Annotated in this window: 14 protein-coding genes; 10 read left to right on the plus strand and 4 right to left on the minus strand. The window is 65.3% G+C overall.

The genetic code is table 11. The annotated features are described in order from the left end of the window. The first annotated feature begins 65 nt into the window (after nucleotides 1–65). From AC3QL2_RS10545 to AC3QL2_RS10575, 7 genes are all read left to right on the plus strand, one after another. Nucleotides 66–965, plus strand: coding sequence for a metallophosphoesterase family protein (locus AC3QL2_RS10545; RefSeq protein ID WP_493234344.1), 900 nt, complete (start codon nucleotides 66–68; stop codon nucleotides 963–965). After that, nucleotides 962–1,336: a cupredoxin domain-containing protein gene (locus AC3QL2_RS10550; protein WP_493234345.1), complete on the plus strand. Its 375-nt coding sequence runs from the start codon at nucleotides 962–964 to the stop codon at nucleotides 1,334–1,336. Before AC3QL2_RS10545 ends, AC3QL2_RS10550 begins: the two co-directional genes overlap by 4 nt. A 6-nt stretch (nucleotides 1,337–1,342) precedes the next feature. Further along, nucleotides 1,343–1,879 carry a sigma-70 family RNA polymerase sigma factor gene (locus AC3QL2_RS10555; protein WP_493234346.1) on the plus strand — a complete coding sequence of 179 codons (537 nt, stop codon included), beginning with the start codon at nucleotides 1,343–1,345 and terminating at the stop codon, nucleotides 1,877–1,879. Nucleotide 1,880: 1 nt separating this feature from the next. After that, nucleotides 1,881–2,537 carry an anti-sigma factor family protein gene (locus AC3QL2_RS10560; RefSeq protein ID WP_493234347.1) on the plus strand — a complete coding sequence of 219 codons (657 nt, stop codon included), beginning with the start codon at nucleotides 1,881–1,883 and terminating at the stop codon, nucleotides 2,535–2,537. A gap of 112 nt (nucleotides 2,538–2,649) precedes the next feature. Further along, nucleotides 2,650–3,198 (plus strand): RNA polymerase sigma factor, encoded by a 549-nt coding sequence (locus AC3QL2_RS10565; protein WP_493234348.1) that lies wholly within the window; start codon nucleotides 2,650–2,652, stop codon nucleotides 3,196–3,198. Between the two features lie 16 nt (nucleotides 3,199–3,214). Further along, entirely contained in the window at nucleotides 3,215–3,604 is a 390-nt protein-coding gene (locus AC3QL2_RS10570; protein WP_493234349.1) for a hypothetical protein, read from the plus strand. A 23-nt stretch (nucleotides 3,605–3,627) separates the two neighbouring features. After that, nucleotides 3,628–4,803: a metallophosphoesterase gene (locus AC3QL2_RS10575; RefSeq protein WP_493234350.1), complete on the plus strand. Its 1,176-nt coding sequence runs from the start codon at nucleotides 3,628–3,630 to the stop codon at nucleotides 4,801–4,803. A 19-nt stretch (nucleotides 4,804–4,822) separates the two neighbouring features. Here AC3QL2_RS10575 and AC3QL2_RS10580 read toward each other — a convergent pair whose 3' ends face one another. Further along, on the minus strand, nucleotides 4,823–6,298 hold the full coding sequence (locus tag AC3QL2_RS10580; protein ID WP_493234351.1) for a DUF3999 family protein: 1,476 nt from the start codon (nucleotides 6,296–6,298) through the stop codon (nucleotides 4,823–4,825). A gap of 5 nt (nucleotides 6,299–6,303) precedes the next feature. Beyond that, nucleotides 6,304–9,564: a DUF2339 domain-containing protein gene (locus AC3QL2_RS10585; RefSeq protein WP_493234352.1), complete on the minus strand. Its 3,261-nt coding sequence runs from the start codon at nucleotides 9,562–9,564 to the stop codon at nucleotides 6,304–6,306. Nucleotides 9,565–9,655: 91 nt separating this feature from the next. Between AC3QL2_RS10585 and AC3QL2_RS10590 the strand changes: the two genes are divergently transcribed. Continuing rightward, on the plus strand, nucleotides 9,656–10,210 hold the full coding sequence (locus AC3QL2_RS10590; protein ID WP_493234353.1) for a dihydrofolate reductase family protein: 555 nt from the start codon (nucleotides 9,656–9,658) through the stop codon (nucleotides 10,208–10,210). 120 nt (nucleotides 10,211–10,330) lie between these two features. Here AC3QL2_RS10590 and AC3QL2_RS10595 read toward each other — a convergent pair whose 3' ends face one another. Next, on the minus strand, nucleotides 10,331–10,594 hold the full coding sequence (locus tag AC3QL2_RS10595; RefSeq protein WP_481120224.1) for a hypothetical protein: 264 nt from the start codon (nucleotides 10,592–10,594) through the stop codon (nucleotides 10,331–10,333). Between the two features lie 803 nt (nucleotides 10,595–11,397). Next, entirely contained in the window at nucleotides 11,398–11,874 is a 477-nt protein-coding gene (locus tag AC3QL2_RS10600) for a hypothetical protein (RefSeq protein ID WP_493234354.1), read from the minus strand. Between the two features lie 354 nt (nucleotides 11,875–12,228). On the opposite strand from AC3QL2_RS10600, the gene AC3QL2_RS10605 reads away from it, so the two are divergent. Further along, nucleotides 12,229–12,690, plus strand: coding sequence for a hypothetical protein (locus AC3QL2_RS10605; RefSeq protein WP_493234355.1), 462 nt, complete (start codon nucleotides 12,229–12,231; stop codon nucleotides 12,688–12,690). A gap of 100 nt (nucleotides 12,691–12,790) precedes the next feature. Continuing rightward, on the plus strand, nucleotides 12,791–13,552 hold the full coding sequence (locus AC3QL2_RS10610) for a hypothetical protein (protein ID WP_493234356.1): 762 nt from the start codon (nucleotides 12,791–12,793) through the stop codon (nucleotides 13,550–13,552). Nucleotides 13,553–13,763 lie beyond the last annotated feature (211 nt).

Here is a 13,763-nt window from a genome sequence, read left to right on the forward strand (position 1 = left end):
GCCCGGCACAGTATGCACTGTAGGGACGCCCTTTCCGGGCATTCCGACCCACAGAGAGGACCAACATGAACACCATGGATCGCAGGCGGTTTCTGGAATTGTGCGGGCTCGGGGGCGGCGCGGTGTTCGCGTCCGCGCTGACCGGCTGTTCCAGCCTGGGCACCGCGAAGAACGCAGACGCCGCGGACTTCTATTTCGTCCAGTTGTCGGACGTGCATTGGGGCTTCCGCGGCCCCGAGAACCCCGACCCCACCGGCACGCTGCCGAAGGCCATCGCGGCGGTGAACGCCCTGCCCCGGCAGCCGGATTTCATCGTCTTCACCGGCGATCTGACCCACACCACCGACGACCCGGAGGAGCGGCGGCGGCGCATGGCCGAGTTCAAGGGCGTGGCGGCCGGGCTGAAGGTGCCGACCGTGCATTTCATGCCCGGCGAGCACGACGCCTCCCTCGACCGTGGCGCCGCCTTCCAGGAGTACTTCGGCGCCACCCACTACACCTTCGACCACAAGGGCATCCACTTCATCGTCCTCGACAACGTGTCGGACCCCGGAGCCCGCGTCGGCACCGAACAGCTGGAGTGGCTGAAGGCAGACCTCGAGCGGCAGGACAAGGACGCTCCCATCGTGCTGTTCACCCACCGTCCCCTCTTCGACCTGGTGCCCAAGTGGGACTGGGCCACGCGGGACGGCGCCCAGGTGATCGCCACGCTGATGCCCTACCGCAACCTGACCGTGTTCTACGGCCACATCCACCAGGAACACCACCACCTGACCGGCCACATCGCCCACCACTCGGCCAAGTCCCTGATGTTCCCGCTGCCCGCCCCCGGCTCCCAGGAAAAGCGCACACCACTGCCGTGGAATCCGGCGGTGCCCTACCAGGGCCTGGGCTTCCGCGAGGTGGACGCCGAGCCCCGCACGGCCCACCTGGCGATCCAGGAATTCCCGGTGGTGGCGACATGAAGCGGCGCGACGTCCTGCGCTGCCTGGGGGGCGTGGCCGTGGCGCTGCCGCTGCTGGAACTGGGCGTCGGCCACGTGCGGGCCGCCGAGGGCGAAGGCCGGGTCATCGAGCTGGAGGCACGGCGCTTCCGCTACACGCCCAACGAGATCCACGCCCGCGCCGGCGAGACCCTGACCCTGGCCATCCGCTCGGTGGATTTCGTGCACGGCTTCAGCATGCCCGAGCTGGGCCTGCGCAGCGACCTGCCGCCGGGCCGGGTGACGCGCATCCGCGTGGCCGATCTGCCCGCCGGGCGCTGGACCTTTCTGTGTGACAATTTCTGCGGCGAAGGCCACGAGGAGATGAACGGCATGCTGATCGTGGAAACCTGACGGACCATGGCGCACACGCGGGATTTCGAGGCGCTGGTCCTGCCCCACCTGGACGCGGCCTACAACCTGGCCCGCTGGCTGGTGCGGGACGAGCACGTGGCCGACGACATGGTGCAGGACGCCTGCCTGCGGGCCTACCGCTACTTCGACGCCCTGCGCGGCGACGCCGCCAAGCCCTGGCTGCTGGGCATCGTGCGCAACAACTGCTACGCCTGGCTGGAAGAGGAGCGCATGAGCGCCCGCTGGGTGGCCCACGGCGCGGACGACGCGCTGCTGGCGGCCGTGCCGGTGCCGCCGGACAGCCGCGGCGCCACGCCCGAGACCGAGCTGTGGCACGCCTACCGCCGCCAGATGGTGGACGCGGCGATCCGCGCGCTGGAACCGCCCTACCGGGAAGTGATCGTGTTGCGGGAGCTGGAAGACCTCTCCTACGCGGAGATCGCCCAGATCGCCGCCATCCCCATCGGCACGGTGATGTCCCGCCTGTCCCGCGCCCGCGCAGCCCTGCGCACGGCGCTGGCGGATTTGCTTGGAACGGAATGACATGAACGAAGAAGACGCCGACCGGGCCGTGGGCCGCCTGCTGCGGGAACACGCCACCCGCCACCGGGCCGGCGACGCGCTGCAATCCGCCGTGCGCACCGAGATCGCCCTGGAAGCGGCCGGCCAGCGGCGCCAGGCCACGCCGCCAGCCGGCCGCCGCTGGCGCTGGCCGGCCTGGGGCCTCGCCGCCGCCGGTTTCGCCTGCGGCGTGCTGGCCAGCGCGGTCACGCTGCATCTGCTGTCGCCGGCGGACGGCACCCGCGCACTGGAACAGGAACTGGCCAGCAGCCACGTGCGCGCCCTGATGGTCGCCCACCTCACCGACGTCGCCTCGTCCGACCAGCACACCGTCAAACCCTGGTTCCAGGGCAAGCTGGACTACTCGCCGCCGGTGAAGGACCTCGCCGACGACGGCTACCCGCTCATCGGCGGCCGCCTCGACTACGTGGCCGGCCGCCCCGTCGCGGCCCTGGTCTACCGCCGCCACGGCCACCTCATCAACCTCTTCGTATGGCCCGCCGATGGCCAGACCGCCCCGACCGTGCACAACCACCAGGGCTACCAGCTCGTCCGCTGGCGCAACGCCGGCATGCAGTTCTGGGCCGTGTCCGACCTCAACGGCGAAGAACTCCAGACGCTGGCCCGGCTGATCCCCTAGGCGCGCCCCCAACTATTTTTCCCCCGCCCCACAATATCCCCGCCTGGCGTTCGTCTACCCAGGCATGGACGCATCGTTTTCACTTCCTCTGCCCAACGAAGAGCCCACGCCGATGGCCGAGCAGGACCAACGCCTGACTGAAACCATCGCCCGCGAGAGCGGGCGGCTGGGCAGTTTCATCCGTCAGCGGGTGCCGGATTCGGGCGAGGCGGAGGACATCCTGCAGGATGTCTTTTTCGAGCTGGTCCAGGCCTGGCGCCTGCCGCAGCCGATCGAGCAGGTCGGCGCGTGGCTGTTCCGGGTGGCGCGCAACCGGATCGTGGACCGCTTTCGCAAGCGGCGCGAAGAGCCCTTGCCGCTCGCCGGGCCGGAGGACGGCGACGACGACGCGCACTGGCTGGACGACGCGCTGCCGGCCAGCGATGGCGGGCCCGAGGCGGCGCACCTGCGGCGGCTGTGGCTGGAAGCCATCGCGGCGGCCCTCGACGAACTACCACCGGGGCCGCGCGACACCTTCATCGGCCACGAGATCGACGGGCGCAGCTTCAAGGACATGGCGGCCGACGGCGGCGTCCCCCTGAACACCTTGCTCGGCTGGAAACGCCAGGCGGTACTGCACCTGCGTGAGCGCCTCCAGCCCCTTTACGACGAACGAAACTGAACGGGAAACCACCAAGATGAAATGCTCTACCGAGAAATCCAGCTGCGTGTCGCGCTGCATCAAGATCGGCCTGCTGGCCGTGGCCGGCGTCGGCGCCCTCACCTGGGTCGTCATGGAATTGTGGAACTGCCTGCTGCCCGACCTGTTCGCCGGCGTCTCGCGCATCGGCTACTGGCAGGCGCTGGGCGTGCTGGTGCTCAGCCGGATCCTCTTCGGCGGGCTGCGCGGCGGCTGCCACGGCCACTGGCGCGAGCGCCGGGCGCAGTGGGAAAGCCTGACGCCGGAAGAGCGCCAGCAGCTCAAAGGACGCTTCCACAGCCGCTGGGGCCGCTGCGGGGTGCCGGGCAAGGTTGAAACACCGGAGAGCACTGGCGGCAGCGACGACAAACCGTCCGGCACCGCCTGAGACGACAGGAACGGAATACAGCCATGCCCCAGACCCGAACCGAGATACGGCCGACGACCGGCCGGAATGCCCTGCCCAGCCGCCTGCGCCGCGCGCTGTGGCGCATGCTGCCGCTGATCGGCGCGCTGCACGCTTACATCGGCTGGCGCCTGCTGCCAGCCCTCGACCTGGGCACGGCCGGCCTGGCGCTGGCTATCGGCGGGCTGGTGCTATCCGCCGGCCTCGTGCCGCTCGGCCTGCTGGGGCACTTCGTCGTGGCCAACCAGGCGCTGGCCGACCGGCTGTCCTGGCTCGGCAATCTGGCGATGGGCCTGTTCTCCTCGCTGCTGGTGCTGACGGTGCTGCGCGATGCCGGCCTGCTGCTTGCCGATGCACCGTCGGCGGCCGAGCCGACGGCGCTGGCCGTCGTCGGGCTGGCCAGCCTGTTCAGCGTGGTCGGCTTCGTCAATGCACGGCGCGTGGCCGGCGTGGTCCGCGTCGATATTCCGCTGGCCGGTCTGCCGCCGGAGCTGGCCGGCTTCACCATCGTCCAGCTCAGCGACATCCACGTCGGGCCGACGATCAAGCGCGACTACGTGCAGGCCATCGTGAACCGCGTCAATGAGCTCGATGCCGACCTCGTCGCCATCACCGGCGACGTGGTCGACGGCAGCGTCGACCAACTGCGCGCCGACACCGCACCGCTGGGCGGCCTGCTGAGCCGGCATGGCAGCTATTTCGTGACCGGCAACCACGAATACTATTCCGGCGCCGCAGCCTGGATCCGCGAGTTCGAGCGCATCGGCCTGCGCGGGCTGCACAACCGCCACGTGGTCATCAATCACCGCGGCGCCCGCTTCGTGCTGGCCGGTGTGACCGATTATTCCGCCGGCGCCTTCGACGCCGCGCAGGCCAGCGATCCGCAGGCGGCACTGGCCGGCAGCCCGCCCGATCTGCCGCGCATCCTCCTCGCCCACCAGCCCCGCTCGGCCGCCGCGGCAGACGCCGCCGGCTTCGACCTGCAGCTGTCCGGCCACACCCACGGCGGCCAGTTTTGGCCGTGGAATTTCTTCGTGCCCCTGCAGCAGCCCTTCACCGCCGGACTGCACCGGCACGGTGGATTGCAGGTCTACACCAGTCGCGGCACCGGCTACTGGGGGCCGCCGAAACGCTTCGGCGCACCGTCGGAGATCACCGTGCTGCGGCTGGTGGCGGCTTGATCGGCCTGCCCTACCCGCCTCAACTTCCCTTGCCCGCATTCATCTGCCGGACCAGCCGCCAGACCATTCCGCCGAGGATGGCGACGCCGAGCAGCAGCACGCCCCACAGGATGTAAGTGCGCTGCCGGGCCGCTGCGGCGGCCTGACTGGCGGCGCTGGCTGCGGCGGCATCGCTGCGGCCAACCTGCAGCTCGCCGACTTGCGCCTGCTCCAGTTGCCGGAGTTCGACCGGGGTGAATCCAGGGGCCACCTGGTCGAGCGTCCGGTTGAGCGGGGTCGCATCGCTGCGACCGAAGCTGAGGGTATAGGGCGGTGTGCCGCCGGCCAGGAAGATCAGCGTCGCGGGCAGCCACGACAGCCCGAGCTCGGGTTGAGCGGTCGCCGCGGCATTCAGGGGCCGGATCACCCATTCCTGCTGATGGCCGAGGCCAAGGCCGATACCCACGGCGCCCGAGCGGCGGGTCTGGCCGTCCTGGGTGATCCGGTAGAAGGTGGCCTGGGAGCGCGGCTGAAAAACCCACTCGGTGGTTTTGCCGGCCTGGCGGCTGGGGCGCTCGACGTAGGCGCCGAGGGCCATCGGATAGACGATGTTCGCCTCCTGCAGCCCTAGGCTGAACTGCTCCACCGGCAGCGCAATTCCCGCCGCATAAACCAGATCGCCGGCCTGCCTGCCGGCCACGGGCTTGATCCACAGGGTTTCGCGGGCCGGCTCGCTGCTTTGCGGCGTGACCGTTTCCGCCGTGATGCCCGGAAACAGGATCGGCTCGCCGCGCTGCCAGCTCAGGCGCGCGTAGCGGAAGGACTGCGGACTCAATTCGAGGCGGTCGCTGGCCAGGGTCTGGGCGCCGTCGTTGCGCAGCCAGCTCAGTTCGGCGACGCCGGCGGTGTGCCATTGCTTGAGGTCGTCGCTGGTTTCCAGCCAGACCTCGGCGCTGTAGCTGCCCTGCCCGCTGGGGGCCTGGAAGCGCAAGGCTTCGATGCGCAGCGGATCGTTGTCGTCGCCCTTGGCCGCCGGACCGAAATCCAGGATCAGCTGGCTGATCGCGGCACGGTCACGGTCCGGCACGCGGCCGGTCCGCGCCTGCACCGACTGCACACTGCCATCGGAGCGGGTCTGGATGTCGATATCGATCGGCGCCCTGCCGGCAGTCGTAGACGCCCCACCACGGACCGGAAAAATGCTCGCCGCCAGAACGCCGCGCCGGGCCGGCTGTTCCTCCGGCGGGCGATACAAGGCATGCGGCTGGACCACGCCCTGCGCATCAAAAACCCGCAAATCATCGAGTTCGGCCGTTCTGGCCTTGAGATAGACAGTCTGCGGCAGGCGCAGGCTGACCACGCCCTGCTTGCCGTTGACCTGCAGGGGCAGCGCGAAGGCGTAGTCCGCCGGGGTGTCAGACTTCACCGCGGCCGCGGTGGACGCCGCCACGGCCGGGGCGGCGAGGCTGGCCGCCAGCAGCACAGCGGAAAAGTCCAGGACTCGCGGTGGGTACATGGCAGTCATTGCGCGACGGACGGTTTCTTGTCGGTGGGTTCGGTGGGAAATGGGGCCAGATACCCGATGGCCAGCATCAGGACGCCGACGCCGAGGAAGGACACGATACGCTCGATGCCACCGATGTTGGAGAGGTCCACCAGGAACAGCTTGAGGATGACCAGCCCCAGCAGCCCGGCGCCCGCCATCCAGGGCTTGCGCAGCAGGCGCCGGGCGGCGAAGCGCATCAGCACCAGCGCCGTGGCGCTCCAGACCAGCGACAGCATGGCCTGAACGAATTGCGAGCGGAACAGCGCTTCGCTCTGGTAAGGGATGTCGAGGAAGTGGGCGGCGCTGCGCAGCAGCATCAGGTTGAACCACACGTAAGCGGCGCCGGCCGCAAGCTGTGGCAGCCAGTCCGGCAGCCGGCGTTCGCCGCCGGGCGCGGTGAGCCGCCAGCTGGCCACGGCGAGCAGCGCGGCGTAGCCGGTGGTGAGGTCGAGGGGGTTGAGCAGCGGCAGGTAGGGCAAGGGCGCCATCAGGCCGTTCTGCGTGAAGTTCCAGATCACGGCAACCCCGACGGACCACAACGTACCCAGCGGGATGAGCACGCTCCGGTACCAGTCGGCGATGGGAGCGGTCGGCCAGCGCTCGCTGCGGGCGCGGGGGATCAGCAGCGCCACGTAGGCCATCATCGCCCAGGCCGGCAGGTAGCGCGCCCAACTGCCGGCGGTGAACCAGCCACCGGCAGCGAGGAGTTCGGCCTGTTCCGGCGAATCGGCCTGCAGGCCCAGGATGACCAGATGGTGCCCGAGCGGCCACAGGATGAGCCACGGACCGACCGTACGGAGGGCGTGCAACACCCGCAACAGCCGGGGCTGGCGTGCCGGCAGCAGCCAGCCGGCCTGGCCGGCATCCCGCAGCAGCCATTCGCTGGCCGCCCACAGCGCGACAAAGGCCAGCCACACCGGCCTTGGGGGGATGGCGAGATGGTTGCCGAGCTGCTCGAGAATCCGCAGCGTGGCGTGGAGCAGGCCCGGCCACACGGCGGCGGCAAGCCAGCGCAGCTCGCCCCATTGCCAGCGCGTGGCCAGGCGGGCAAAGAGCGGCGCGGCCAGCGCCAGGAAGAGGCCATAGAGGGGGTGGACGGGCGGCCAGGCGGTCTCGCGGAACAGATTATGGCTGGCGAGAACCTGCTCCCCCCAGCCGTTGAGGCTGCCCAGCACCCAGGCAAACCACCAGTAGGCGGCCCAGCCGAGCAGGATGCGGGAATGCAGGCGATAGCGGCCTTCCGGCTGGCGCAGGAAGGCCCGGCTGCTGACCCCCGCGCCCAGCGCAAGCAGCAGGCCGCCGAGGAAGCCGGTGTCGAAAAGATTGTCGCTGACAAGCGGCCCCGCAACGGTGAAGTCGAAATCCAGCAACCAGAAAAGGGCCAGACCGGCCAGCACCTGCGGAACCAGCGCGAAATAACGCGCGATGGGCCATTCCAGGCGCCCGGCGATCACGCCGAGGATGGCGGCCACGGCCATGGCGCTCAGCACATACAAGGTATGCGCGTGCGCCCCGCCGTGCAGGAAGATCTCCGACCAGGCGCCGGCCAGCAGCCACAGCGCGGCAAAGAAGAGGAAGAAGGTAGCCAGCGTGGCGGCGATCGGGACGGACGCCCCTTCGCCGGCGTCGGCAAGGCTTTCCTTGCGGAAATTCATCGCCATGACGAAGCCGGTACCCGCCAGCAGCAGGAAGCCGAGCCACAGATTGGACTGGGTGGCGACGTCCGGCTGCAGGCCGCTGACCGATCCCACGTAGGACACCCAGGCGCCGACCTGCACCAGCACGCCGAACACCCAGGCCAGCGTCTGCTTCTGGCGCAGGCCGACCCACACGATGCCGGCGCCTTCCAGCGCCCAGGCGGCCGAGGTCCAGCGACCATCGAGGGCAAACGGAATGGCCAGGGTGCCGAACACGATGCCGAGGGCCAGGAAGGATTCGACCAGCAGCTTCAGCGTATCGCCGCGGCGGCGCCACAGGGCCAAAGTAAGGCCGGTGTAGAACAGCCCCAGCGCCAGCGCCGAGAAGGCCAGCCCGAAGGGCGTGTCGCGGACGAGGCCGTATTGCAGGCCGAAGGCCAGCAGCGGCGTGCCGAAGACCAGCGTGCCGTCCACATAGTGCTTGAGGCGCGGCGCCTGGCGGCCGGCGTAGAGGATGGCGATGGCGACGTAGAAGACGAAGAACAGGATCAGGAAGCCCTGGGCCGAGAGATAGTCTTCCGGCCGGTAGCGCAGCACGCCCCAGGCCGTGCCGATCAGGAAGGTGAAGGCGAAGCCCAGCAGGTTGAGCAGCCGCCACGAACGCTTGAGCGCGATGGCCAGAACCCCGGCGTTGAGCAGCGCGTAATACGAGAACAGGCCGATATGGCTGCCCTGCCCGGTGGAGGTCAGGATCGGCGCCGCAAAGCCGCCGACGATGCCGAACACCGCCAGCCAGACCGCATCCTGCAGAACCGCCAGCAGGCAGGTGAACAAGGTCAGGACGAACAGCAGCGCGAAGGCCAGGCCACCCGGAATCAGGTCATACAGGCGGAAGGCGCCGAAGGTCACCAGCATCAGGATGCCGAGGGCCGCCCCCTGCACCGGCAGGCTGATCGACGCGCGGCTTGCGCGGATGCGCCAGCCCCACAGCAGCAGGGCGATGTCGGCGACCACGATGCCGGCCAGACGCAGCTCGATCGGCACCGAAACCCGCGCCGCGGCGTACTTGAGCAGGAAGCTGACGCCGAAGAAGAGAATCAGCAGGCCGACCTTGGCCACCAGATTGCCGCCGAACAGCCAGGCCTTGGCGGCCAGCAGCCAGGCCGGTGGCGGTGCCGGTTCGTAAGCCTCCGGCGGCGGAGCGGGCCGGACGGGCTCGGCGGGCGTCTCCACGGTGCCGGGCATCGTGGCCGGCTCCGGCTCGTAATCGGCCACGGCCTCCGCAAGCGGGGCCGGCTCCCGGTCCGGCAGCACCGGCACGAACACCGGGCCATCATCGATTTCGGCAGGGACCGCCGCCGGGGCGGCGCCGGGCGTCGGAGCCACGGACACTTCGGCTGGCCGGACGGTGGGAACCTCTGGCGGCTCAGCCGTCCGGGCGGCACTGGCCTGACGATAAAGCTGCTGGATCCGCTCCTCCTGCAGCAGGACCTTTTGCTCCAGGTCCCCCAGCCGGCGCCGGGCACCGATCACCAGGAACAGCAGCACGATGGGCGCGATGACAAAGGCAAACGCCAGCAGGACGAGCAGGGATTCCATGCGGATCTTCCGTGCAGGAGGGGTGTGCCGGATTATCACATGGGAGTAATTTTCGCCGTGTGCACAACGCCTTTGGCAAGAGGTGATCGGAATGACGAAGACCCAGTACTACACCGCCTCCAGTCTCGATGGCTTCATCGCCACCGAGGATGACTCGCTGGAATGGCTGTTTCCCCTTGGCGATCTGAATGCGTCCAGCTATCCCGCCTTCATCGCGGAAGTGGGCGCGCTGACCATGGGGTCCTCCACCTATGAATGGATGCTCCGCAACGCCGACCAGGTGGCCGCCGAAACCGGATCACCCTGGCCTTACACCCAGCCTGTCTGGGTATTCACCACCCGCCAGCTCCCCGTCATTGAAGGTTCGGACATCCGCTTCGTCAAAGGCGACGTGCGCGAGGTGCACCAGCAGATGCGCGCCGCTGCCGGGCCGAAGAACATCTGGATCGTCGGCGGCGGAGACCTGGCGGGGCAGTTTCATGACGCCGGACTGCTCGATGAAATCATCATCCAGATCGGCTCCGTGACCCTCGGCAAGGGGAAACCGGTCTTTCCACGCCGCATCCTGAGCCCCACGCTGCGGCTGATGTCAGTTCGCCAGATGGGGACCAGCATGGTGGAACTGCGGTATGAGATTGGGAAATAGGGGAAGTCCCATTTTGATAGAGCGTCCCAGCCCTTTATGGAGCAAGTGTGCCGTTACGACGCCAACCAGCACGACATACGCAACGGCAAGAAACACCTGCCCCCTGACCCGGCTGATCCTCTAAGCACGCCCCCGCGCCCGCAAGGCCTCGAACAATTCCTGCACCTCCTCCGCGATCATCGCGCAGGCCCACAGGTAATTGTCTTGGTAAGTGGGACTGAGACGCCGAAAGGCGTCGCCCGAACTGCCGAAAGTCACGGCAAGCAAAGCCTGGAGCTGGGCCTGACGGGCGGAAAGCTGGTCGGTGAGCGCCAAATTTCCAACTTCGTCGTTGAGCAGGTAAAGCGGATCAGCTGTTGCGGGAAACTCCATCGGAGTGCTCATGCGATACTCCTTCCGATGACGATCGGATGACATGCGGGCATGACACTGCTCGGACGGAGACGGTAAAGCAGGGTTCGGGCAACTGGGCCCATTTCGCGGTGGTGCATGGTGATAACTCCTATGTCTGCGATATGGATTTCCGCGCTCTCGTTCCAATGAGGGCGGCGGAACCGTACGGGGTTGGAACTACCGGGACATAGGAACCGGCCAGCCTCACGGCTGCCCCGCACGGCCCGCCATAGGATGGACGCAGCCATGCACCAATAGAAAAAACCGCGCACAGCGCGGCCTGATCGTATCGGCCTATGTCGATCCGGGGTTCCAATCCCGGTCACCATTGTTTAGGTAACGAGTGAAGTATCGGCCTGAGTTACAGCGGGGGTCAAGATTTGCGGCGATCCCGGCCAACTGGCGATCCGCCCCAACTATCCGGTTTTATCCTGAACAAGATAAAACCGGATAAAACACGCCAGACCTGGACAGACTCTCGCCTCTCCGACTTGAACCTTCGATGCGCGGAGCCGAACGCTTGATGCCGGGATTTGAACTCGCTTCCCTCGGAGCTGAGCATTTGATCCCGTGATTGAAGCCCGCTTCCGTCGGAGCTGAACTTTTGATCCCGCGATTGAAGCCCACTTCCCTCAGAGCGAAGCGCTCAAGGCTGCAACATGAACTGGCTCACCCCTGATTGAAGCCCGTTCATGTCCGAAGGAAGCTGGCTCACCAAAAATTGAAACCCGTGAAGCTCAGAGCAACACGGGTCTCAATCCAGGCCTCGCGCACTCCCCTGCGACCGAGGACCATCAGGCCGGAACGGCACCCGCGTCATCGCGACGCCGACTCTGCCCCTTGAAACGCGTCGACGCCTGAGCGCGGAGTTCATCCAGTGCCGTGCCCTTGCCCGCGAGCTTAGCAAAACGGTAAGCCTCCAAGGCCGCAGCGTAGATGTCGCTGCCCAGCGCCATCTCGGTGTCCTCCCCGCGCTGAGTCAGCGCGGTCAGACGGGCCAGCACCGGACGCAGGCGATCCAGCGCCTGGATGTCCGCGCCAAACTCCTTCAGATCGAAGGTCCCCGGCAGAATCTCCGGAGACTGGGCGATCACGTCATACGCCTTGCGCGCGAACATCTCCGACTTCGGCCCCATCTTGCTCAGCTCCCGCCGCTGATCCACCGACAGGGAAATCAAACCCGCCAACTGCTGCTCCAGCACCTCCAGGGCTTTCTGGACCAGGTCGATCTGCTCCGCAGACAGCGGCAGTGAAATCACGTTCTGGGTCATCCTCTCGCTCCTTCTCGGCTTGCCGATTCATGACATTGGCACGAAATTGTGCGAAGGGGATTCTGGGAGAGGGGGGTAGAAAATGTCAATTGGATTGTTTTGACTCCACTGGACGCCGTGCAGGGAGTGAAGGAGGCCACAGCTTTCATGCGGGACTCGTGGAAATATCCTTTACAGACTCTCTCCTTCAAGATTGCCCCATGCGCCAGTCCATTCATCTGTTTGTCACCTTAGCCTGAGGACGGGGAAGAAGAACTTGATGACAACATTTCACCGACATGGAAATTCATCCCGAATATGGAAAACTTCTGCAAGCGAGCAAAGTAGTCGCGCTCATACAAAATGAGGCCTCTCATGTGCCCAGATCCACATTGGACCGCTTACCTTTCAGCGCTACTCACACCGACAGTAGCAATTCTTGGCGCCCTAATCGCATATCGGCAATGGCGCCTTGCACAAAACAAACTGAAACTTGATCTTTTTGATAGACGCTATTCTGTATTTGAGGCTGCAAGAAACCTTATCGGGTCAATTCTGATCAGCGGAAAAGCAAAGGATGAAGAATTATCCAAATTCTTGCTTTCCACCCGCGAAGCCACGTGGCTATTCGACGCATCAATTGCGGTGTACCTTAATGAACAACTCTATTTAAAGGCACTCAATCTTCAAACTCTTGATGCTGAACTTCAGGGGGTTCCGGTCAGTGAAGAGCGTTCGAGAAATGTCTATGCGCAAGCTGACATCAAGAAATGGTTTGCTGCTCAATACGAGATACTCCATGAAAAATTCTCACCCTATCTCCAGCTTCAACATTAGACCTGACATGACATTATGTTCAGTCACACTCTCTTGGGCCGTCAGACGGTGCGCGATATATCTGCGCAGTGCCGGGTAGCTCTACGTTAGACACCACAAAATGCCCCGACTACAAGCAGAAGCCGTTATCGAGATGACTAGGGCATTTCGCCAAATGGAGCATGCCCTGTTACCGCCACTGCGCGTACCTCACGGCGACTCGTTCGCCTTCCGATATGCAAACAAGGGGATCCATGAGGCGCTGATCCAGAAACTCGCGCGGAGTATCAGCGGCCTGAATGCCGTTGCAGTCCTACTCCACTATGGTTACGTTCAAGAGGTTGGTGTCCTCTTTAGGACTCTGGATGAAATTCAGGAGGACATCTTCTTTTTGGCCACAGCGGAAACGGATGGCGCAAGAACTGAGCGACACGAACAATATCTTAAGGCGTTCTATGCCGAAGCCGTCTTTTCACGTCGCGAGGGAAGCCTAGAAATTCAGAAACCTAATATGGTTCCACGTAAGAAAATTCGTGCCCACACAATGAATACGCTTGGGCAGGAAGTTAACTTGTCACAAACATTAACCGCCGGAGAGAGCATTGGTACCGCGTACTCTGGATACGTCCATGCAGCCTCCGAGAACATAATGGACATGTATGGCGGCGTCCCACCAACCTTCCACCTCGCCGGAATGCGAGGGACACCACGAGTTACTGAATTCGCACAAGAGGCTGAGAATTATATTTATCGAGGTCTCATGGCCACCGTAATCGTAGCAAAGGCCTTTGGCGATACAACGCTCGTCGATGAGCTATATAAGTTCCTTGAAGCATATGAGTCAGCCAATGGCCACACCCCACCATCCCTGAGTGATGCCTAATCAGCATCTTGGCCAAAAGCCATCAACATGTAGCGACTGAAGCCAACTCAAACTTTAGATGACAGCGTTTCATGCGGCAATGACTGGCGCTGCTCCTGAGATCTTCATGTGAACTGAACTGTCAAGGACTCCTTGACAGTTGCTCCCCGCACCCCTTTGAAAGGGCACTCCAGAAAGCAGAAAGAGGCCCGCAGGCCTCTTTCTGATACGT

It is taken from the genome of Zoogloea sp. GW822-FHT05C07 (assembly GCF_058800215.1).